Raw genomic sequence first — 20921 nt, forward strand, 5'->3', positions numbered from 1 at the left:
GACGTAACGACCTTAGACGGACGCTTGGCCTTCCGCCAGGAAGAACCAGGTTTCCAGCACGGAATCGGGGTTCAGCGAGACGCTTTCGATGCCCTGTTCCATCAGCCACTTGGCCAGGTCAGGGTGGTCGGAAGGGCCTTGGCCGCAGATACCGATGTACTTGCCAGCCTTGTTGCAGGCCTGGATGGCGTTGGCCAGCAGCTTCTTGACCGCAGGATTCCGCTCGTCGAACAAGTGCGCGATGATCCCGGAATCACGGTCCAGGCCCAGGGTCAGCTGGGTCAGGTCGTTGGAGCCGATGGAGAAACCGTCGAAGAACTCCAGGAATTCTTCAGCCAGGATGGCGTTGGACGGCAATTCGCACATCATGATCACGCGCAGGCCGTTCTCACCACGGGACAGGCCGTTCTCAGCCAGCAAGTCCACCACCTGGCTCGCTTCGCCCAGGGTGCGCACGAACGGCACCATGATCTCGACGTTGGTCAGGCCCATCTCGTTGCGCACGCGCTTGAGGGCGCGGCATTCGAGTTCGAAGCAGTCACGGAACGCTTCGCTGATGTAACGCGAGGCGCCACGGAAGCCCAGCATCGGGTTTTCTTCTTCCGGCTCGTAAAGCTTTCCGCCGATCAGGTTGGCGTATTCGTTGGACTTGAAGTCCGACAGACGCACGATGACCTTTTTCGGGTAGAACGCCGCCGCCAGGGTGCTGATGCCTTCCACCAGCTTCTCGACGTAGAACCCCACCGGATCGTTGTAGCCGGCGATGCGTTTGTCGACGCTTTCCTTGATGTCCAGCGGCAGGCCGTCGTAGTTCAACAGGGCCTTGGGATGCACGCCGATCATGCGGTTGATGATGAACTCCAGGCGGGCCAGGCCCACACCGGCGTTCGGCAATTGCGCGAAATCAAAGGCGCGGTCCGGGTTACCGACGTTCATCATGATCTTGAACGGCAGGTCCGGCATGGCGTCGATGGAGTTTTGCTTGATATCGAAGCCCAGTTCGCCTTCGAAAATGAAGCCGGTATCGCCTTCGGCGCAGGAAACAGTGACGCCTTGGCCGTCTTTCAACAGCTGGGTCGCGTTGCCGCAGCCCACGACTGCAGGGATGCCCAGTTCGCGGGCGATGATCGCCGCGTGGCAGGTACGCCCGCCACGGTTGGTGACGATAGCGCTGGCGCGCTTCATCACTGGTTCCCAGTCCGGGTCGGTCATGTCGGAGACCAGCACGTCGCCTGGCTGGACTTTGTCCATTTCGGACACGTCCTTGATGATCCGCACCTTGCCGGCGCCGATGCGCTGACCGATGGCGCGGCCTTCCACCAGCACGGTGCCGGTTTCTTTGAGCAGGTAGCGTTCCATGACATTGGCCGAGGTACGGCTCTTCACGGTTTCCGGACGGGCCTGCACGATGTACAGCTTGCCGTCGTCACCGTCTTTGGCCCACTCGATGTCCATCGGGCACTTGTAGTGCTTTTCGATGATCATCGCTTGTTTGGCCAATTCGCTGACTTCAGCGTCGGTCAGGCAGAAACGCGCGCGTTCGGCCTTGTCGACTTCAACGGTTTTTACCGAGCGACCGGCCTTGGCCTCGTCGCCGTAGATCATCTTGATGGCCTTGCTGCCCAGGTTGCGGCGCAGGATGGCCGGGCGGCCGGCTTCAAGGGTGTGCTTGTGTACGTAGAATTCGTCGGGGTTGACCGCGCCTTGTACGACGGTTTCGCCCAGACCGTAGGCGCCGGTGATAAACACCACGTCACGGAAGCCCGATTCGGTATCGAGGGTGAACATCACACCAGCAGTGCCGGTTTCCGAACGCACCATGCGCTGCACACCGGCAGACAGGGCCACCAGCTTGTGGTCGAAACCTTGGTGCACACGGTAGGAAATGGCGCGGTCGTTGAACAGCGAGGCGAACACTTCCTTGGCCGCACGGATCACGTTTTCCACGCCGCGGATGTTCAGGAAGGTCTCTTGCTGGCCGGCGAAGGAAGCGTCCGGCAAGTCTTCGGCGGTGGCCGAGGAGCGCACGGCAACGGCGACGTCCGGGTTACCGGCCGACAGCGCGGCGAAGGCGGTGCGGATTTCTTCGTTGAGCTTCTCGGGGAACTCGGCTTCCATGATCCATTGGCGGATCTGGGCGCCTGTCTTGGCCAGGGCATTGACGTCATCGACGTCCAGGGCGTCCAGCGCGGCGTGGATCTGAGCGTTGAGGCCGCTCAGTTCGAGGAAATCGCGGTAAGCCTGGGCCGTGGTGGCGAAACCACCGGGCACCGAGACACCAGCGCCTGCAAGATTACTGATCATCTCGCCGAGGGATGCGTTCTTGCCCCCCACGTGCTCTACATCATGGACGCCGAGCTTATCGAGGGAAACTACGTACTCTACCAAGGTGATCTCTCCACTAACTGTGTTGGAAAAGCTCAGGACGCCGGCTGCTCAGTAGGAGCGAGTGCCAGCGCTTGTGGCCTGGACCTGGAAAATAAGTGAGAATGCGGCCCACTGCGGGACGGCAAAATCGCGCCTATCATATCCAAGATTCGCCATCAGCTTAAGGCCCAGGGCTCAAATGAAACGATCTGCTTTCTTTATCTCCGACGGCACCGGCATCACAGCCGAAACATTGGGTCAAAGCCTGCTCGCGCAGTTCGAAAACATTACCTTCGCCAAATTCACGCGACCGTACATCGACAGCGTGGATAAAGCGCGGGCCATGGTACAACAAATCAATCTGGCGGCCGAAAAAGACGGTTTTCGTCCGATCATTTTCGACACCATCGTCAATCAAGACATTCGTGAGATTCTCGCAACGTCGAATGGTTTCATGATCGACATTTTCTCGACGTTCCTGGCGCCGCTGGAACAAGAGCTGAGTGAACATTCGTCGTACTCGGTAGGAAAGTCCCATTCCATTGGCCATAACTCCAACTATATGGAGCGTATCGAGGCGGTGAACTTCGCCCTCGACAACGACGACGGCGCCCGCACCCACTACTACGACAAGGCCGACCTGATCCTGGTGGGCGTATCCCGCTGCGGCAAAACGCCCACCTGTCTGTACATGGCCATGCAATTCGGCATCCGCGCGGCCAACTACCCGCTGACCGAAGACGACATGGAGCACCTGACGCTGCCGGCCGCCCTGCGCGCGCATTCGCACAAGCTGTTCGGGCTGACCATTGATCCGGATCGGCTGACGGCGATCCGCAATGAACGCAAGCCCAACAGCCGATATTCCAGCTATGCGCAGTGCGAGTTCGAAGTGCGCGAAGTAGAAAATCTGTTCCGTCGCGAGAATATTGCGCACATCAATTCCACGCATTTTTCGGTGGAAGAGATTTCGGCGAAGATTTTGGTGGAGAAGGGCGTGGAGCGGCGCTTCAAATAACACTTGATGCTCTGTGTCACTGTGGCGAGCGGGCTTGCCCCGCGTTGGGCTGCGAAGCAGCCCCAATCAAGATGAATGCGGTGTGTCAGTCAGTTCTCGATGACGGGTTTGGGGCTGCTTCGCAGCCCAACGCGGGGCAAGCCCGCTCGCCACAACAAACCCTGCTACAGCTGAAACCGCCCCCCACCCTGCCCCAACGCCGTCGCCAACGCGTCAAACCCCGCCCGAAGCAACTGATCATCCCCCGACGTGTTGCAGATACTCGCCCGAATAAATTGCGGCACCGCCGTCTGCCCCACCGCAAACGCCTCGGCGGTGGCGATCAGGTAATTATTCTGCTTGAGTTCCGCCTCGATTTCCGACGCCCGCCACGGCTCCGGTACTTCAATCCAGAAGTGCGGGCTGTTGAGGTGGGTGCGGTACTCCAGGCCAATCAGTAGGTCACGGACCAGGGCCTTGCGCCGGCTGATTTCATTGATCTGCTGACGCAGCAGGTACTCCGCCGTGCCGTTTTCGATCCACTGGGTAGCAAGCTCCAAGGTCACGGGCGTAGCCATCCAGCAAGTCGAACGCAGCGCCGCCGAAATACGGCTGACCAACGCCGGTGGCGCATGCACATAACCCACACGCAGCCCGGCCGATACGGCTTTGCTCAGGCTACTGATCAAAATCGTACGCTCGGGGGCGAAATGGCTGAGGGGCGGCGGCCGGTCCTCGACCAGTACACCGTGGGCCTCGTCCTCAAGAATCAGCAGGTTGTGCTCGCGACACACTTTGACCAAGGCTTCGCGGCGCGCCACCGAAAGCACCGCCGTGGTCGGATTCTGGATCGTCGGTGTGCAGTACAGCGCTGAAACCCGGTGATTTCGACAGACTTCATCCAGCGCGCCCGGCAGCACGCCCTCTTCATCCATCTCCAGGCCGATCAACCGGATCCCCAGCATCCGCGCGGCGGTAATCAAGCCCGGGTAGGTCAGTTGCTCGGTGACCACCGTGTCGCCGGCCCGCAACAGCGCCATCATCGAGCACAGTAAGCCGTGCTGGCCGCCATTGACGCAGATGACCTGCTCGGGGATCGGATGAAAATCACGCTGCACCAGCCATTGCGCGCCCGCTTCACGGTAGCGCGGCAGGCCGGCGTCCGGGGTGTAGGCGCTGATGTCCTGGAGGAATTTGGCGTTGGTCGACAGGGTCTGGAAGCTCTGGGCCAGGAACACGGTTTCCTGTCCGGGGATGTGCATATTGCGGCTCATGTCGAAGTACTGGCGCGGTTCTTCGCTGAAGTTGCGAAAACCTTCATCGCGCTGGCGCTCCATCCCACGTTTGCGTACGAACGTGCCGTCACCGACTCGCGCCACCACCAGCCCAAGGCGTTCCAGTTCACCGTAGGCCCGGCTGATGGTGCCGATGGTCACGCCCAGATTGTCGGAAAGCACCCGATGGGGCGGCAGTTTTCGTCCTGGCTCAATCAAGCCTTCGAGGATGCCCCGTTCCATGACATCGGACAGGCGCTTGTACTTCACGCCCTGACCGTTGGACAACCCCTCACGCATAATTGACACCATGTCAATATTTGTTTTGACAGCCATCTTTCGCCCTAATAGTGTGCTTTTACGGGTTCAATCGCCGGATTTTACAACTCATTACAAGCTCAATATAGAGTTCAATTTCGGCTCAGGGAAGCAATAAACGATGCCAATGTCCGCCGTTCTCGAAAACACCGCCAAGACAAAAAACCAAAAACAGTGGCTGGCCGGGCTGATTACCAGCGTGATGTTCCTGATCGTGTGCCTGAGTTGGGGCACCACGTGGCTGGGGATCAAGATTGCCGTGGAGAGCGTGCCACCATTGACGTCCGCCGGCCTGCGCTTCCTGATCGCCTTCCCGCTGTTCCTGTGTTTTGCCATGGTGCGCCGCGAGCCGATCCTGTTTCCCCGTGAGAGCCGCTGGTTCTTCGTGTTCGTGACCCTGTCCTACTTCAGCGTGCCCTACTACCTGCTCAACTACGGCGAGATGCATGTCTCGTCCGGCCTGACCGCGCTGCTGTTCAGTTGCATGCCGGTGTTCATCCTGATTTTCTCTGCGCTGTTCCTGCGCGAGCGCATCTACTTTTCCCAGGTGGTCGGCATCGGCATCGGTTTCGGCAGCCTCTACATGATCATCAAGAGCCAGGGCCTGCACCTGGACCACGCGGAGTTCTTCGGCGTATTGGCGATTCTGACCGCAGCGATCATGCATGCCTTGTGCTACGTGATTACCAAGCAGAAAGGCAGCGCCATCAGCGTGATCACCTACAACACCCTGCCCATCGGCATTGCCGGGCTGATGCTGTTCGTCGCCGGGCTGTGGTTTGAAACACCGACCTTCGAAACTATCACCCTGCGCTCCTGGGGTGCGCTGTTCTACCTGGGCCTGGTGGCTTCGGTAGGCGGGTTCATCGTGTACTTCATGCTGCTCAAGCGCTTGAGCCCGATCATCCTGTCGTTCGTGTTCATCATCTTCCCGGTGTTCGCGGTGATCATCGGCGCCTGGTACGAAGGTGTGTCGATTTCCCGCGACCTGATGCTGTATTCGGCCATCCTGCTGGCCGGTTTTGCGATCACCAAGTTGCCGGTTGAAAAACTCCTGGCCAAGAAAAATTGACCCTTGCCCTGCCCCATCAACTTCAGCCACGCGAGAGAAACATGGACGTCCTCCGCCCCAAAGCCCTGGAACAGATCTACGCCCACGCCAGCCGCAGCTACCCCGAGGAATGCTGTGGTTTTGTCTTCGCCGACGGCAGCGTGTACCTGGGCAGCAATATCCAGAATGAACTGCACCACAAGAACCCCGAGATGTACCCGCGCAGCGCGGCCAACGGCTACACCTTCTCGGTGGCCGACACCCTGCTGATGAACAAGGCGTTGCGCAGCGACAACCCAGTGGTGGTGATCTACCACTCCCACCCGGATGTCGGTGCTTATTTCAGCGACGAAGACCAGGACAAGGCGCTGTTCATGGGCGAGCCGATCCACCCCGTCAGCTACCTGGTGGTCGACGTTCGCCAGGGCCAGCCCCTTGGTTCCAAGCTGTTTGCCTGGGATGGCAAGCATTTCGCCCTTCAACCTTTCAACGACCTGCACACGGAGTTGTCCATGAACGCTGTCTCTTTCCCCGACATTCTGGTTCGCGTGGCCAAGCTGCCGGAATCGACCCTCGAGGGCACCGGATCGACATTGCGCGAAGTCATTGAAAACCTCTGCAGCAGTCACCCTCAGTTGCGCCCGCACCTGTTTCACGAGAAGAACAACCAGCTCAAGGAGCACTTCCTGTTTACCGCCGAGGAAGAGCTGGTTGGCGCGGATGACCCTCTGCCCGAGAAAGCCAGAATCGAGGTGCTGCTGGCCACGTCCGGCGGCATGGACGTCGACGCGCTGAGCAACGAAGAAGTACAACGCTACGTGCGCCACATCACCCTGCCCGGCGTGGGTCGCGAAGGCCAGTTGAACCTCAAGAAAGCCAAGGTACTGATCATCGGCACTGGCGGTCTGGGCTCGCCGATCAGCCTGTATCTGGCGGCTGCCGGTATCGGCACCCTGGGGCTGGTGGACTTCGATGTGGTCGAAAGCAGCAACCTGCAACGCCAGGTCGTCCACGGCAACAGCACCCTCGGCATGCCCAAGGTAGAATCCGCCAAGCAGCGCCTGCAAGACCTCAACCGCCATATCCAGATCAACGCACACGACACCGCCCTGAACGCCGACAACGCCCTGGAGTTGGTGGGCGCCTACGACCTGGTGATCGACGGCACCGACAACTTCGATACTCGCTACCTGGTCAACGACGCTTGCGTGCAACTGGGCAAGCCCCTGGTGTACGGCGCGATCTACCGCTTCGACGGGCAGATCAGCGTGCTCAACTACAAAGGCGGGCCGTGCTACCGCTGCCTGTTCCCCAGCGCGCCGCCCGCAGAACTTGCGCCTAATTGCAGCGCCGGTGGCGTGATCGGTGTGCTGCCGGGTGTGGTCGGGATGATCCAGGCCACCGAGGCGATCAAACTATTGATCGGCATTGGTGAACCGTTATCCGGCCGTCTGATGCGCTTCGATGCGCTGGCGATGAAGTTCAGCGAGATCCGTTTCAAGCGCCGCGCCGATTGCCCATGCTGCTCCGAGGCGCGCCACAGCGAAACCCTGGCACCGACCGCCTGCGCGGATGCCGTGCCGAGCCAACCGTCGCTGGCCGAAGAACGCTACATCAAGCCGCGCGTACTCAAGCAAGTACTCGAACACCCCAGCAGCGCCGATGTGCTGCTGGATGTGCGCGACGCCAGCGAACTGGAAGTGTGCAAATTGCCGGGCGTGGTGCATATCCCCCTGGCCGAACTGGACGGCCACCTCCACAGCCTCAGCCGGGACAATACCCATTACCTGATCTGCTACGCCGGCACCCGCGCGGAGCAAGCCGCCAGTACCTTGCTGGCGGCAGGTTTCGCCAACACCAAAGTCCTGCAGGGCGGCATGAAACATTGGGTTCGTGACGTCGAACCCGACATGCCGTTGTATTGAGTCGGGGGCTGAATGATGTTGCATAACTCCATCCTCGACGTGATCGGCCAAACGCCGATCGTGCGTCTGGCGCAATTCTCCGAAGATCTCGGCATCGAGGTCTACGCCAAGCTGGAATCGCTCAACCCAGGCGGCAGCCACAAGGCTCGCATCGCCCTGGGCATGATCCTCGACGCCGAGCGCCGAGGCGTGCTGATCCGTGATTCTGGGCAGACCATCATCGAACCCAGTGGCGGCAACACCGGCATCGGCTTGGTGATGGCGGGCAATGTATTGGGCTACAAAGTGGTGCTGGTGATCCCCGACAACTACAGCCCGGAAAAACAGAAGCTGCTGCGTTTATACGGGGCCAAGGTGGTGCTGTCGGACAGTCGTCTGGGCAACAACTCCCATGGCGAGAAATGCATGGAATTGCAGCTGGAAAACCCCAGCTACGTGATGCTCAACCAACAGCGCAACGGCGCCAACCCACAGACCCATCGCGACACCACCGCACCGGAAATCCTGCGTGCCTTCGGTGAGCTGCGCGCCGACTACTTTGTCAGCGGCATCGGCACCGGGGGGCATATCACTGGCATCGGTGAAACCCTGAAAGCCGCCTGGCCGCAGTTGCGCGTCATGGGCGTGGAACCGGAAGAGTGCGACCTGCTGAAAAACCAGCACGCACCGCATCACATCCAAGGCCTGTCGATCGGTTTGATCCCGAGCATTCTCAACCTGGACGTGATCGACGGCATGCTCAAGGTCTCGCGCCAGGACTGCATCGACATGATGAAACGCATCATGCGCACCGACGCGATCAGCCTGGGCCTGTCGTCCGCCGCCAACATGGTGGCCATCGCCAAGCTCGCCCCCGAACTGCCGCCCGAAACGGTGGTGCTGACCATGGTCTACGACAATGCCGACAGCTACCTGCCCAGTTTCGAATAAACGGGTTTCCAGCCAACCAGAATGCAGGGGTGCCTCCATGGGCGGTTTTATCGACATGCAACAGTTGCACGATGAGTTGATCACTCACCTCATCAAAACCCTTACGCCCCTACAGATGAAGCAGCTGGAACCGCATCTGGCGCCCCTGATCCAGAATGCTGCCCAGGCAGTAGCCGAAGACCTGATCGCCTACGCCTACCGTGATCCGGCCTCACGCGGGCGCGGCGAGTTGATCCTGGAGTCCTACGCCTCGTTCAAGGCAGTGCTGTATTACCGCCTGGCGCACCTGGTGTGGAATTTCCCCGACCAAACCAACGGCGTGTTTTCACGTATTGCCCTCAAGCTGAGCAATCAAGGCAAGGTGCTTTCCGGTGCCGAGATTCACCCGGCGGCGCGCATCGGCCGACGCTTCGTGCTGGACCATGGCTACGGCACGGTGATCGGCGAAACCTGCGAGATCGGCAACGACTGTTACATCCTCTGCGGCGTGACCTTGGGCGCCCGTGGCATCGCCAACAACCCCGACGGCAAGCGCCACCCGCGCCTGGGCAACAACGTCGAGGTCGGCTCCGGTGCCCGCGTGCTGGGTTATGTGCTGATTGGCGACAACGTGTTTATCAGCCCGTCCTGCGTGATCACCCAGGACGTCCCCGCCGGCACCAAAGTGAAGGTGGTGAACCAGATCCAGCTGCAAAAAAACGATGAATCGGACCACAGCAACTACCTCGGAGCCTTCGCCCTTGATGAGCGATTGCACGTGGTGGGCGAAATCAACGCCAGCCATAAGGTGACCGTACTGGACGCCGACTTCCACCCCTTGCCGAGTTTGATGCTGGAGCCCACGGTCAAGGAGCGCCACCACCTGCAATTTCGCCTGCACCGTATCGAGTCGGGCAGCCCATTGCCGCGCTTGCCGCTGAACCTGAAAGTCTGCGGCCCGGAATTCGAAATCACCCTGCTCTCCCCCCCTGGCCTGAGTGCAATGGTGCGCTCCCTGCTGCAAGCCAGCCCACTGATCGTCGGAGGTTGAACATGTCCGTGCACACCATGGAAACCCTGGCGCTGTTCGACAGCGCGCCCTACCAGAACGCGTTCAGCGCCCGGGTGATTGCCGTCAGCGAACACGGTATTGCCCTGGAACACACACTGTTCTATCCCACGGGCGGCGGCCAGCCAGGCGACACGGGCCACCTCACACTGGCCGACGGAACGCGGGTCGAAGTGACCGGCACCGTGCGCGACCCGGTGCTGCGCTCAATCATCTGGCACCAGGTGGAACACTGCCCCGCGCAACTGACCGCCGGGGTACAGGTGGATGCCGGCCTCGATTGGGACCGGCGCTACCAGCACATGAAAATGCACACCTGCCTGCACCTGCTGTGCTCGATCATCGACGCACCGGTCACCGGATGCAGCATCAGTGCGGACAAGGGTCGCCTGGATTTCGACCTGCCGGAAATGACCCTCGATAAAGACAGCATCACCCGCGACCTCAATGCGCTGATCGAACAGGCTCACGCGGTGAAAACCCTGTCGATGCCAGCTTCCGAATATTCGACTTTGCTACAGATCACCCGTACACAGGCAGTGGCTCCGCAGGTCATTCAAGGCTCGGTAAGGGTGATTGAAATCGCCGGCATCGATATCCAGCCATGTGGGGGTACCCATGTGATCAACACCGAGGAAATCGGCCGGGTGTTTTGCGAGAAGATCGAGAAGAAGAGCAAGCATAACCGCAGGGTGATTTTGCGGTTCGAATGAAGCTGTAAACAGGTCGAGATCAATATGGGGCTGGCGCGGCCTTTTCCATATTGACCCGACTGTCACCCGTGACGTTACGCCGCTTGGCTTTGAACTCGGGCACTCATCTGTTCTATTTGCTGCTTGAGTTGTGAGATGACCTGTGTGAACTGAACCATCATTTGATCCAGACGAGTGCGTAGTTGCTCGTTGTCGCGTATGAGATCGTCAATTGTGCGGGTCTCGGACGAAGTCGTCTCATTTGCCTGGGTAGGCGGCGTGGCTTCACGGGTATCGGGCGCCATTGCAACCGCAGAGTCCGAAGGCATATTGGCGCTAGCGTCCGAGTCTGAGGTCTCGGACGCAGCCTGATTTGATGGGGTACCTGTCCCGCCCACCTTTTCACTCAACGCCTGTATTTGCTCTTGAAGCTGGGTGACGACTGCGGTGAACTGGGTTTGCAGTCGATCAACTGTCTCGCGCAGTTGGTTGTTTTCGGTAGTCAACTGCTGAAGGCTATGAGGCGCGCTCTGCCCTGACATCGGCGTATTTTCTGCTGGAGCACTCGATTCAGGCGACGCGCTGCTCTTGGAATCACCACTAACACCTGAAGTCGACGGGGAGTCGTCTTGTGCAGGCTCCCTGGTCTTGTTGAGTTGTTGGGTAAGGTCAGTCACTTGCTGTCGAAGTTGCATGATTATCGGCGTGAACTGAGCAACCATCTGGTTAAGCTTGTCACGGAGTTGATTGTTTTCCTGAGAAAGCTGTGCAAGCCGACCGGGGTCGGCTTGTGTCGTGGATGCCGGCGAGTTGACCAGCCTGTGATGTGACGAAAGTTGCCCGCGCTGCTCGGCAGTCATCGGCTGGCGCGATGCAGCTGAATTTGATTGGCTGTTGGAAGGTTCACGTGCTTCGGCACTGTCTTCGTACCGAATGGGCGTCGGCTTTGGGGACATTTCATAGCTGGCGTTAGGGGGCGTGTACTGTCGGGTGCTTACGCTGGTCATAGAGTGCCTCTCAGATTCAGGTGTTAATTGCTTGCCAGACAACCTGATAAAACAGGCCATCTGGCTACCTGATTGGCAGTTATCCGAAAACGGTTCCGTAAATGTAGGACACATGGATAGCAAAGTGTGTCGGCGTCATCCGTCGAAACCGGTATTTCAGATCACCCACGCCTCCACAAACCGATTGACCGGTGTGGCTTCAAGCCGTGCCTGATCCTTGCACAGCGCAAAAATCTCGGCACTGCGCTGCCCGGTAAATCGCGTCGCCAGATTGGCCTTGAACTTGTCTTCCAGCAACGGAATGCCCTCCACCCGACGCCGACGATGGCCAATCGGGTACTCCACCGCCACCTGCTCGGTGCTGCTGCCATCCTTGAAGAACACCTGCACCGCATTGGCGATGGAGCGCTTGTCGGCCTCCAGGTATTCGAGGCTGTAGCGTGGGTCTTCGACGATGACCATTTTGTCGCGCAACTGGTCGATGATCGGGTGGGCGGCGTGGAATTCATCCTCGTAATGCTCAGCCACCAGGTTGCCGAATGCCAACGGCACGGCGGTCATGTATTGCAGGCAGTGATCGCGGTCAGCGGCGTTGGCCAGTTGCCCGACTTTGGAAATGATGCGGATCGCCGACTCATGGGTGGTGATCACGATGCGCTCGATTTCCTGCAGGCGATCTTTCACCAGCGGATGCAGCGTCACCGCTGCTTCACAGGCGGTTTGCGCGTGGAATTCGGCGGGGAAGCTGATCTTGAACAGCACGTTTTCCATCACATAGGTGCCGTAGGGTTGGACCAGGCTGAACGCGCGTTTGTCCTCCGGCTTGAGCGCCAGGTCCTTGTTGGTGTGGCTGAACAGCACGTCGTAGAAACCCCACTGCGGCGCGCTCAAGACACCCGGAATACCCATCTCGCCACGCATGGCGATATCCGCCAGGCGCACGCCTCGGCTCGACGCATCGCCCGCCGCCCAGGACTTGCGCGAACCGGCATTCGGCGCATGCCGGTAGGTGCGCAATGCCTGCCCATCGACAAACGCATGGGACAGCGCCGCCAGCAACTGCTCACGGTTGGCACCCATCAGCTTGGCCGTGACCGCCGTGGACGCGACTTTCACCAGCAGCACATGGTCGAGGCCTACCCGGTTGAAGGAGTTTTCCAGCGCAATCACGCCCTGGATTTCGTGGGCCATGATCATCGCTTCCAGCACGGCGCGCATGGTCAACGGCGCGTCGCCATTGGCCACGCGTTTCTGCGACAGGTGATCGGCCACGGCGAGGATGCCGCCGAGATTGTCCGAGGGGTGACCCCATTCGGCAGCGAGCCAGGTGTCGTTGTAGTCAAGCCAACGCACGATGCAGCCGATGTCCCACGCGGCCTTGACCGGGTCCAACCGAAACGACGTGCCCGGCACCCGCGCGCCAAACGGCACCACCGTGCCCTCGACGATCGGCCCCAGGTGCTTGGTGCATTCGGGGAAACGCAGGGCCAGCAGGCCGCAGCCCAAGGTGTCCATCAGGCAGTTGCGGGCGGTGTCCAGTGCATCCCGGGAGTCGATCCGGTAGTTGAGGACATAGTCAGCAATATCCTGCAGGACCTGATCGTAGTCCGGGCGGTTGTTCAGGTCGACGTTGGCGCTCATGGCAGTACTCCAAAGTGGGTTAGGTTGTTTCATCCTCAGGGTCAGGGTTGATGTGTTGCGGAGGGTCTGATTGCCCGCCTTTTGTGTAGGAGCCGGCTTGCCGGCGATGGGGCCCTTCCATTCAATGCCGCCATCGCCGGCAAGCCGGCTCCTACAGGGTTAAAACGCGTCGCCAGGGACGCGGACGAAACCTTCCATCAGCACTCGCGCGCTGCGGCTCATGATGGCTTTCTTCACCACCCATTCGCCGTTTACCTGGGTGGCTTCTGCACCCACACGCAAGGTGCCGGACGGGTGCCCGAAGCGCACCGCATTGCGCTCCACGCCACCGGCCGCCAGGTTGACCAAAGTCCCGGAAATCGCCGCCGCCGTGCCAATCGCCACCGCCGCCGTGCCCATCATCGCGTGGTGCAACTTACCCATGGACAGCGCGCGCACCAGCAGGTCGACATCGCCGGCCTTGATCGCCTTGCCACTCGACGCTACGTAGTCCAAAGGCTTGGCCACAAACGCCACCTTCGGCGTGTGCTGGCGCTGGGCGGCTTCGTCCAGGTGCTTGATCAGGCCCATGCGCAACGCGCCATAAGCTCGCACCGTCTCGAACATCGCCAGGGCTTTCGGGTCGCTATTGATCGCGCCTTGCAGCTCGGTGCCGGTGTAGCCGAGGTCTTCGGCGTTGATGAAGATGGTCGGGATGCCGGCGTTGATCAGCGTGGCCTTGAAGGTACCGACGCCGGGCACTTCCAGGTCGTCGACCAAGTTGCCGGTGGGGAACATCGAACCACCGCCGCCCTCTTCTTCCGCCGCCGGGTCCATGAACTCCAACTGCACTTCGGCGGCCGGGAAGGTCACACCGTCCAGTTCAAAATCACCGGTTTCCTGCACCGCACCGTCGGTGATCGGCACATGAGCGATGATGGTCTTGCCGATATTGGCCTGCCACACCCGCACCACGGCCACGCCGTTGTGCGGGACGCGGGCCGGGTCGACCAGGCCGGCGCTGATGGCAAAGGAACCGACCGCCGCCGACAGGTTGCCGCAGTTGCCACTCCAGTCCACGAACGGCTTGTCGATGGAGACCTGGCCAAACAGGTAGTCCACGTCATGCTCGGCACGGGTACTTTTGGCCAGGATCACCGTCTTGCTGGTGCTGGAAGTGGCGCCGCCCATGCCGTCGATCTGTTTATCGTAGGGGTCGGGGCTACCGATCACCCGTAACAGCAAGGCATCGCGCGCGGCGCCCGGCACCTGCGCCGACTGGGGCAGGTCCTTGAGGCTGAAAAACACGCCTTTGCTGGTGCCGCCACGCATGTAGGTGGCGGGGATCTTGATTTGCGCTACGTGTGCCATGGTGCCCCCTCAGGCCGTTGCCGCCGATTCCAGGAAGTCCTGGGCAAAACGTTGCAACACGCCGCCCGCCTCGTAGATCGACACTTCTTCGGCGGTGTCGAGGCGGCAGGTCACCGGCACCTCGACACGTTCGCCATTCTTGCGGTTGATCACCAGGGTCAACTGCGCCCGCGGAGTACGCGCGCCGACCACATCATAGGTCTCGCTGCCATCGATCTTCAGGGTGTGGCGGTCGGTGCCCGGCAGGAACTCCAGCGGCAACACGCCCATGCCCACCAAGTTGGTGCGGTGAATGCGCTCGAAACCTTCAGCGGCAATCGCTTCAACACCGGCCAGGCGCACGCCCTTGGCCGCCCAGTCGCGGGACGAGCCTTGGCCGTAGTCGGCGCCGGCAATAATGATCAGCGGCTGCTTGCGCTCCATGTAGGTCTCGATGGCTTCCCACATGCGCGTGACCTGGCCTTCAGGCTCGATACGCGCCAGGGAACCCTGCTTGACCTTGCCGTTTTCTACCACCATTTCGTTGAACAGTTTCGGGTTGGCGAAGGTGGCGCGCTGCGCAGTCAAGTGGTCGCCGCGATGCGTCGCGTAGGAGTTGAAATCGACTTCAGGCAAGCCCATTTTCGCCAGGTATTCCCCGGCGGCGCTGTCGAGCATGATTGCGTTGGACGGCGACAGGTGGTCGGTGGTGATGTTGTCCGGCAGCACCGCCAGCGGGCGCATGCCCTTGAGCGGTCGCGCCCCGGCCAGCGCGCCTTCCCAGTAAGGCGGGCGGCGGATGTAAGTGCTTTGTGGGCGCCAGTCATACAGCGGTGCGACTTTCGGGCCGGTGTCTTCGTGGATGGCGAACATCGGGATATACACTGCGCGGAACTGCTCCGGCTTGACCGAGGCCTTGACCACCGCGTCGATCTCTTCGTCGCTCGGCCAGATGTCCTGCAGGCGGATCTCCTTGCCGTTGGCGTCGAGGCCGAGCACGTCTTTTTCGATGTCGAAACGGATGGTGCCGGCAATCGCGTAGGCCACTACCAGCGGCGGCGATGCCAGAAACGCTTGTTTGGCGTACGGGTGGATACGCCCGTCGAAGTTGCGGTTGCCCGACAGCACGGCGGTGGCGTACAGGTCGCGGTCTATGATTTCCTGCTGGATCACCGGGTCGAGCGCCCCGGACATGCCGTTGCAAGTGGTGCAGGCAAACGCCACCACACCAAAGCCGAGTTTTTCCAGCTCATGGCCCAGACCCGCTTCTTCCAGGTACATGGCCACGGTTTTCGAGCCGGGTGCCAGGGAGGATTTGACCCACGGTTTACGCGTCAGCCCCAGTTTGTTGGCGTTGCGTGCCAAGAGGCCTGCAGCAATCACGTTGCGCGGGTTGCTGGTGTTGGTGCAACTGGTGATGGCCGCAATGATCACTGCGCCGTCGGGCATTTGCCCCGGCACTTCGTCCCACTGGCCGGAGATGCCTTTGGACGCCAGGTCGCTGGTGGCAACGCGGGCATGCGGGTTGCTCGGGCCGGCCATGTTGCGCACGACGCTGGACAGGTCGAAGGTGAGACCGCGCTCGTATTGCGCGCCCTTCAGATCATCGGCCCACAGACCCGTGTGGCGAGCGTATTGCTCCACCAGGGTGACTTGTTCGTCTTCGCGGCCGGTGAGTTTCAGGTAAGCGATAGTTTGCTGGTCGATATAGAACATCGCCGCGGTGGCTCCGTATTCCGGGGCCATGTTGGAGATGGTCGCGCGGTCGCCCAGGGTCAGTGCCGAAGCGCCTTCGCCGAAGAACTCCAGCCAGGCGCCGACCACCTTCTGTTTACGCAGGAACTCGGTCAGCGCCAGCACCATGTCGGTGGCTGTGATGCCCGGCAGCAGCTTGCCGGTGAGTTCCACGCCGACGCTTTCCGGCAGGCGCATCCATGAAGCGCGGCCGAGCATCACACTTTCCGCTTCCAGGCCGCCGACGCCGATGGCGATCACGCCCAGCGCGTCTACGTGAGGGGTGTGACTGTCGGTGCCGACGCAGGTGTCCGGGAACGCCACACCGTCACGCACCTGGATCACCGGAGACATTTTCTCCAGATTGATCTGGTGCATGATGCCGTTGCCGGGCGGTATCACGTCGACGTTCTTGAAAGCCTTTTTGGTCCACTCGATAAAGTGGAAACGGTCTTCATTGCGACGGTCTTCGATGACACGGTTTTTCTCGAACGCGTCCGGGTCGAAACCACCGGCTTCGACGGCCAGGGAGTGGTCGACGATCAGTTGAGTCGGCACCACCGGGTTGACCTGGGCCGGGTCGCCACCTTGCTGGGCGATGGCATCGCGCAGGCCGGCGAGGTCGACCAGCGCGGTCTGGCCGAGAATGTCATGGCACACAACACGCGCCGGGAACCATGGAAAGTCGAGGTCGCGTTTGCGTTCGATCAGTTGGCTCAGGGACGCGTTGAGGGTGGCCGGGTCGCAGCGACGCACCAGGTTTTCGGCGAGCACGCGGGAGGTGTAGGGCAAGGTGGCGTAGGCGCCGGGGGTGATTGCCTCGACGGCCGCGCGGGCGTCGAAGTAGTCCAGGCGGCTGCCGGGGAGCGGTTTGCGAAATTCAGTGTTCATCGTCAGGACTCAGTCACGGTAGGTATTCAGGGTTTCCCCCTTCCCCTGTAGGAACCGGCTTGCCGGCGATGAGGCCCTTGAGACCGCCATCGCCGGCAAGCCGGCTCCTACAGGGATCGAGGTGTTCCCATTCAGCGACGTTCGATTGGCACGAACTTGCGCTGCTCTACGCCGGTGTATTCGGCGCTTGGACGGATGATGCGGTTGTTGGCGCGCTGCTCGAACACATGCGCGGCCCAGCCAGTCAGGCGCGAGCACACGAAGATCGGCGTGAACAGCTTGGTCGGGATGCCCATGAAGTGGTACGCCGAGGCATGGTAGAAGTCGGCGTTGGGGAACAGTTTCTTCTGCTCCCACATGGTCTTGTCGATGGCTTCGGAGACCGGGAACAGCACCTTGTCGCCTACTTCGTCAGCGAGTTTTTTCGACCAGCCCTTGATCACTTCATTACGCGGGTCGCTGTCTTTGTAGATCGCGTGGCCGAAGCCCATGATCTTGTCCTTGCGCGCCAGCATGCCTAGGGTGCCCTCGACCGCCTCTTCAGCGGACGAGAAACGCTCGATCATTTCCATCGCCGCTTCGTTGGCGCCGCCGTGCAGCGGGCCACGCAGGGAGCCGATGGCGGCGGTGACGCAGGAATACAGGTCGGACAGGGTCGAGGCACACACCCGGGCGGTGAAGGTCGAGGCGTTGAATTCGTGCTCTGCGTAGAGGATCAGCGAGACGTTCATCACCTTGACGTGCAACTCGCTCGGCTTCTTACCGTGCAGCAGGTGCAGGAAGTGGCCGCCGATGGAAGGCTCGTCGGTCACGCAATCGATGCGCTTGCCGTCATGGCTGAAGCGATACCAGTAGCACATGATCGCCGGGAAGGCGGCGAGCAGCCGATCGGTGACGTCGCGCTGCACGCTGAAGTCTTGCTCGGGCTCGATATTGCCCAGGAACGAACAACCGGTGCGCATCACGTCCATCGGGTGAGCGTCGGCTGGGATGCGTTCCAGCACTTCTTTCAGCGCTTGCGGCAGATCGCGCAGCTTGCTCAGCTTGGCGCTGTAGGCGGCCAGTTCGGCCTTGGTCGGCAATTCGCCGTACAGCAGCAGGTAGGCGACTTCTTCAAACTGCGCATCGGCGGCCAGTTCGCGCACGTCATAGCCGCGATAGGTCAGGCCGGCGCCCGCTTGGCCCACGGTGGACAATGCGGTCTGCCCGGCCACCTGGCCACGCAGGCCGGCACCACTCAGTACTTTTGCTTCAGCCATGTCGGTTCTCCAATCTTGAATTTATTAGGGAGGCTGTTCTTTACTTCTTGGCTGCGAACAGCGCGTCAAGCTTCTGCTCGAAGGTGTGGTAGTCGATGCGATCGTAGAGCTCCATGCGGGTCTGCATGGTGTCGATCACGTTTTGCTGGGTGCCGTCGCGGCGGATCGCGGTGTAGACGTTTTCGGCGGCCTTGTTCATGGCGCGGAAGGCCGAAAGCGGGTACAGCACGATGGAAACATCGGCAGATTTCAACTGTTCGGTGGTGTACAGCGGCGTGGCGCCGAACTCGGTGATGTTGGCCAGGATCGGGGCCTTCACACGGGAGGCGAACAGCTTGTACATCTCAAGTTCGGTGATGGCTTCCGGGAACACCATGTCGGCGCCGGCTTCGATACAGGCGGCGGCACGTTCCAGGGCGGACTCCAGACCTTCCACGGCCAGGGCATCGGTGCGCGCCATGATCACGAAACTGTCATCGGTGCGCGCATCCACGGCAGCTTTGATGCGGTCGACCATTTCCTGCTGGGACACGATTTCCTTGTTCGGGCGGTGACCGCAGCGCTTGGCGCCGACCTGGTCTTCGATATGGATCGCGGCCGCGCCAAACTTGATCATTGACTTGACCGTGCGCGCCACGTTGAACGCCGAGGAGCCGAAACCGGTGTCCACGTCCACCAACAGCGGCAGGTCGCAGACGTCGGTGATGCGGCGCACGTCAGTCAGCACGTCATCCAGGCCGGTGATGCCAAGGTCAGGCACGCCGAGGGAACCGGCAGCCACACCGCCACCCGACAGATAGATCGCCTTGAAACCGGCGCGTTTGGCCAGCAGCGCGTGGTTGGCATTGATCGCGCCGACTACCTGCAAAGGATGCTCGCTGGCGACCGCGTCACGGAAACGCTGGCCTGGAGTCGTCTTGTTATTGGAACTCATCATTCACCTCGTGATTGGGCAGTGCCGTCCGGGAAGTGACGGGCAATGTTGCGTTTGGATGCGCCGATATGCCGACGCATCAACAGTTCGGCCAGTTCACCGTCGCGATCGGCAATCGCGTCAAGAATGCGGTGGTGCTCGGCAAAGGCCTGGCGTGGACGATTGGGGGTGGCGGAGAACTGGATGCGGTACATGCGCACCAATTGGTACAGCTCGCCGCAGAGCATTTGGGTCAGAGTACGGTTACCGGCGCCTTGAATGATCCGGTAATGAAAATCGAAGTCGCCCTCCTGCTGGTAGTAACCCAGGCCGGCCTGGAAGGCTTCATCGCGCTCATGGGTATGCAGCACCTGGCGCAGCTCTTCGATTTCCGCGTCGGTCATGCGCTCGGCGGCCAGGCGACAGGCCATGCCTTCGAGGGATTCGCGGATTTCATAGAGCTCGATCAGCTCGGCATGGCTTAACGAAACCACCCGCGCACCGACATGCGGCACGCGCACCAGCAGGCGCTGGCCTTCCAGCCGATGGATCGCCTCGCGCAGCGGGCCGCGGCTGATGCCGTAGGTGCGCGCCAGTTCCGGCTCGGAGATCTTGCTGCCGGGGGCAATCTCGCCCTTGACGATGGCGGCCTGGATACGCCGGAAGACGTTCTCGGACATGGTCTGGGAATCGTCTTGCGCCACCACTGGGGATTCCAGCTGATCCAGCATATTGTCGACACCTTTAAAAGCAATGTCGCAAAAACTAGCCAATCAGCCCCGGATAGTCAAAGAATAAATCCACATTGTCGACAATCGTCTAATAACCGCCGATGCACCCTTGCAGGGCATGGCCGCCTGCCAGCGCTGGCGCCAAAAAAGCATCATGTTAGAATGCCCGCCACTTTTGCCTGACATCGCGAGATGAAACGGCGCACGAGGGAGCTTGCGCAGTAATGCCAGTCGCCTTGAATTGAACATCGCACTGCACCGCCTCGGGATTTATGAGACTCAAGCCCTTCCTTCTATTGATTTGCCTCCTGGCTGCACCGGGCCTTGGCGTCGCCGCCGAGAAGACCGTGTACGGCCTCAACGAATACGCCCAGTTGGCCGGGATCGACCTGGAAGTCGCCGCCAAACTGGACACCGGCGCCAAGACCGCCTCCCTCAGTGCCCGTGATATCAAGCGCTTCAAGCGCAACGGCGAATCCTGGGTGCGCTTTTACCTGGCCATCGACACCGCTCATTCCCACCCCATCGAACGCCCTCTGGCCCGCGTCAGCAAGATCAAGCGCCGCGCCGGTGACTACGACCCCGATGAGGACAAGAACTACACCGCCCGTCCGGTGATTGCCCTGGATATCTGCATGGGCACCGCTTTACGCAGCATCGAAGTGAACTTGACTGACCGCAGCGCATTCCAATACCCGCTGCTGATCGGCTCCGAAGCGTTGAAACGCTTTGATGCGCTGGTCGACCCCAGTCTTAAATACGCAGCAGGCAAACCCGCCTGCGCCGCCGACGCTCATACCGCCGAGTAAACCGA

At 60.8% G+C, this 20921-nt stretch carries 16 protein-coding genes; 7 read left to right on the forward strand and 9 right to left on the reverse strand.

What is annotated here, in order from left to right; all coding sequences use genetic code 11:
• Window positions 1-12: 12 nt before the first annotated feature.
• Complete coding sequence (ppsA, locus tag HX868_RS23685) at window positions 13-2388, reverse strand: phosphoenolpyruvate synthase (RefSeq protein ID WP_016979260.1); 2376 nt, start codon at window positions 2386-2388, stop codon at window positions 13-15.
• A gap of 178 nt (window positions 2389-2566) precedes the next feature.
• Between ppsA and ppsR the strand changes: the two genes are divergently transcribed.
• Window positions 2567-3385 carry a posphoenolpyruvate synthetase regulatory kinase/phosphorylase PpsR gene (ppsR, locus tag HX868_RS23690; protein ID WP_003193298.1) on the forward strand — a complete coding sequence of 273 codons (819 nt, stop codon included), beginning with the start codon at window positions 2567-2569 and terminating at the stop codon, window positions 3383-3385.
• Between the two features lie 164 nt (window positions 3386-3549).
• On the opposite strand, the gene HX868_RS23695 is transcribed toward ppsR, so the two are convergent.
• Window positions 3550-4974 carry an aminotransferase-like domain-containing protein gene (locus tag HX868_RS23695; RefSeq protein ID WP_016979259.1) on the reverse strand — a complete coding sequence of 475 codons (1425 nt, stop codon included), beginning with the start codon at window positions 4972-4974 and terminating at the stop codon, window positions 3550-3552.
• A gap of 160 nt (window positions 4975-5134) precedes the next feature.
• Here HX868_RS23695 and HX868_RS23700 point away from each other — a divergent pair, with 160 nt between their 5' ends.
• Genes HX868_RS23700 through HX868_RS23720 form a run of 5 tightly spaced genes read left to right on the forward strand, consistent with a single transcriptional unit; the run spans window position 5135 to window position 10623 of the window.
• Window positions 5135-6028 (forward strand): DMT family transporter, encoded by an 894-nt coding sequence (locus tag HX868_RS23700; protein ID WP_161630257.1) that lies wholly within the window; start codon window positions 5135-5137, stop codon window positions 6026-6028.
• Window positions 6029-6069: 41 nt separating this feature from the next.
• On the forward strand, window positions 6070-7932 hold the full coding sequence (gene moeB, locus HX868_RS23705) for a molybdopterin-synthase adenylyltransferase MoeB (protein ID WP_177004547.1): 1863 nt from the start codon (window positions 6070-6072) through the stop codon (window positions 7930-7932).
• 15 nt (window positions 7933-7947) lie between these two features.
• Window positions 7948-8862, forward strand: a complete 915-nt coding sequence (locus tag HX868_RS23710; RefSeq protein WP_025999978.1) for a PLP-dependent cysteine synthase family protein — start codon at window positions 7948-7950, stop codon at window positions 8860-8862.
• A 37-nt stretch (window positions 8863-8899) separates the two neighbouring features.
• A complete protein-coding gene (locus tag HX868_RS23715; RefSeq protein WP_016979255.1) occupies window positions 8900-9892 on the forward strand; it encodes a serine O-acetyltransferase in 993 nt (330 codons plus the stop codon).
• 2 nt (window positions 9893-9894) lie between these two features.
• A complete protein-coding gene (locus tag HX868_RS23720) occupies window positions 9895-10623 on the forward strand; it encodes an alanyl-tRNA editing protein (RefSeq protein WP_177004548.1) in 729 nt (242 codons plus the stop codon).
• A gap of 74 nt (window positions 10624-10697) precedes the next feature.
• Here the strand turns inward: HX868_RS23720 and HX868_RS23725 are convergent, their stop codons facing one another.
• From HX868_RS23725 to HX868_RS23755, 7 genes are all read right to left on the reverse strand, one after another.
• Entirely contained in the window at window positions 10698-11609 is a 912-nt protein-coding gene (locus HX868_RS23725; RefSeq protein WP_177004549.1) for a hypothetical protein, read from the reverse strand.
• A 156-nt stretch (window positions 11610-11765) separates the two neighbouring features.
• Entirely contained in the window at window positions 11766-13250 is a 1485-nt protein-coding gene (prpD, locus tag HX868_RS23730; RefSeq protein WP_177004550.1) for a 2-methylcitrate dehydratase, read from the reverse strand.
• A 159-nt stretch (window positions 13251-13409) separates the two neighbouring features.
• Window positions 13410-14600: a 2-methylaconitate cis-trans isomerase PrpF gene (prpF, locus tag HX868_RS23735; RefSeq protein WP_177004551.1), complete on the reverse strand. Its 1191-nt coding sequence runs from the start codon at window positions 14598-14600 to the stop codon at window positions 13410-13412.
• Window positions 14601-14609: 9 nt separating this feature from the next.
• Window positions 14610-17204 (reverse strand): Fe/S-dependent 2-methylisocitrate dehydratase AcnD, encoded by a 2595-nt coding sequence (acnD, locus tag HX868_RS23740; RefSeq protein WP_177004552.1) that lies wholly within the window; start codon window positions 17202-17204, stop codon window positions 14610-14612.
• Window positions 17205-17335: 131 nt separating this feature from the next.
• Window positions 17336-18463 carry a bifunctional 2-methylcitrate synthase/citrate synthase gene (gene prpC, locus HX868_RS23745; RefSeq protein WP_177004553.1) on the reverse strand — a complete coding sequence of 376 codons (1128 nt, stop codon included), beginning with the start codon at window positions 18461-18463 and terminating at the stop codon, window positions 17336-17338.
• Between the two features lie 40 nt (window positions 18464-18503).
• Window positions 18504-19397, reverse strand: coding sequence for a methylisocitrate lyase (gene prpB, locus HX868_RS23750; RefSeq protein WP_021491517.1), 894 nt, complete (start codon window positions 19395-19397; stop codon window positions 18504-18506).
• Window positions 19397-20107: a GntR family transcriptional regulator gene (locus HX868_RS23755; protein ID WP_016979247.1), complete on the reverse strand. Its 711-nt coding sequence runs from the start codon at window positions 20105-20107 to the stop codon at window positions 19397-19399. Before HX868_RS23755 ends, prpB begins: the two co-directional genes overlap by 1 nt.
• Window positions 20108-20379: 272 nt before the next feature.
• On the opposite strand from HX868_RS23755, the gene rloA reads away from it, so the two are divergent.
• Window positions 20380-20916 carry a retropepsin-like aspartic peptidase RloA gene (rloA, locus tag HX868_RS23760; protein ID WP_028617525.1) on the forward strand — a complete coding sequence of 179 codons (537 nt, stop codon included), beginning with the start codon at window positions 20380-20382 and terminating at the stop codon, window positions 20914-20916.
• The last annotated feature ends 5 nt before the right edge of the window (window positions 20917-20921 follow it).

The organism is Pseudomonas reactans, from assembly GCF_013385825.1.
GTDB classification, from domain to species: Bacteria; Pseudomonadota; Gammaproteobacteria; order Pseudomonadales; family Pseudomonadaceae; genus Aquipseudomonas; species Aquipseudomonas reactans.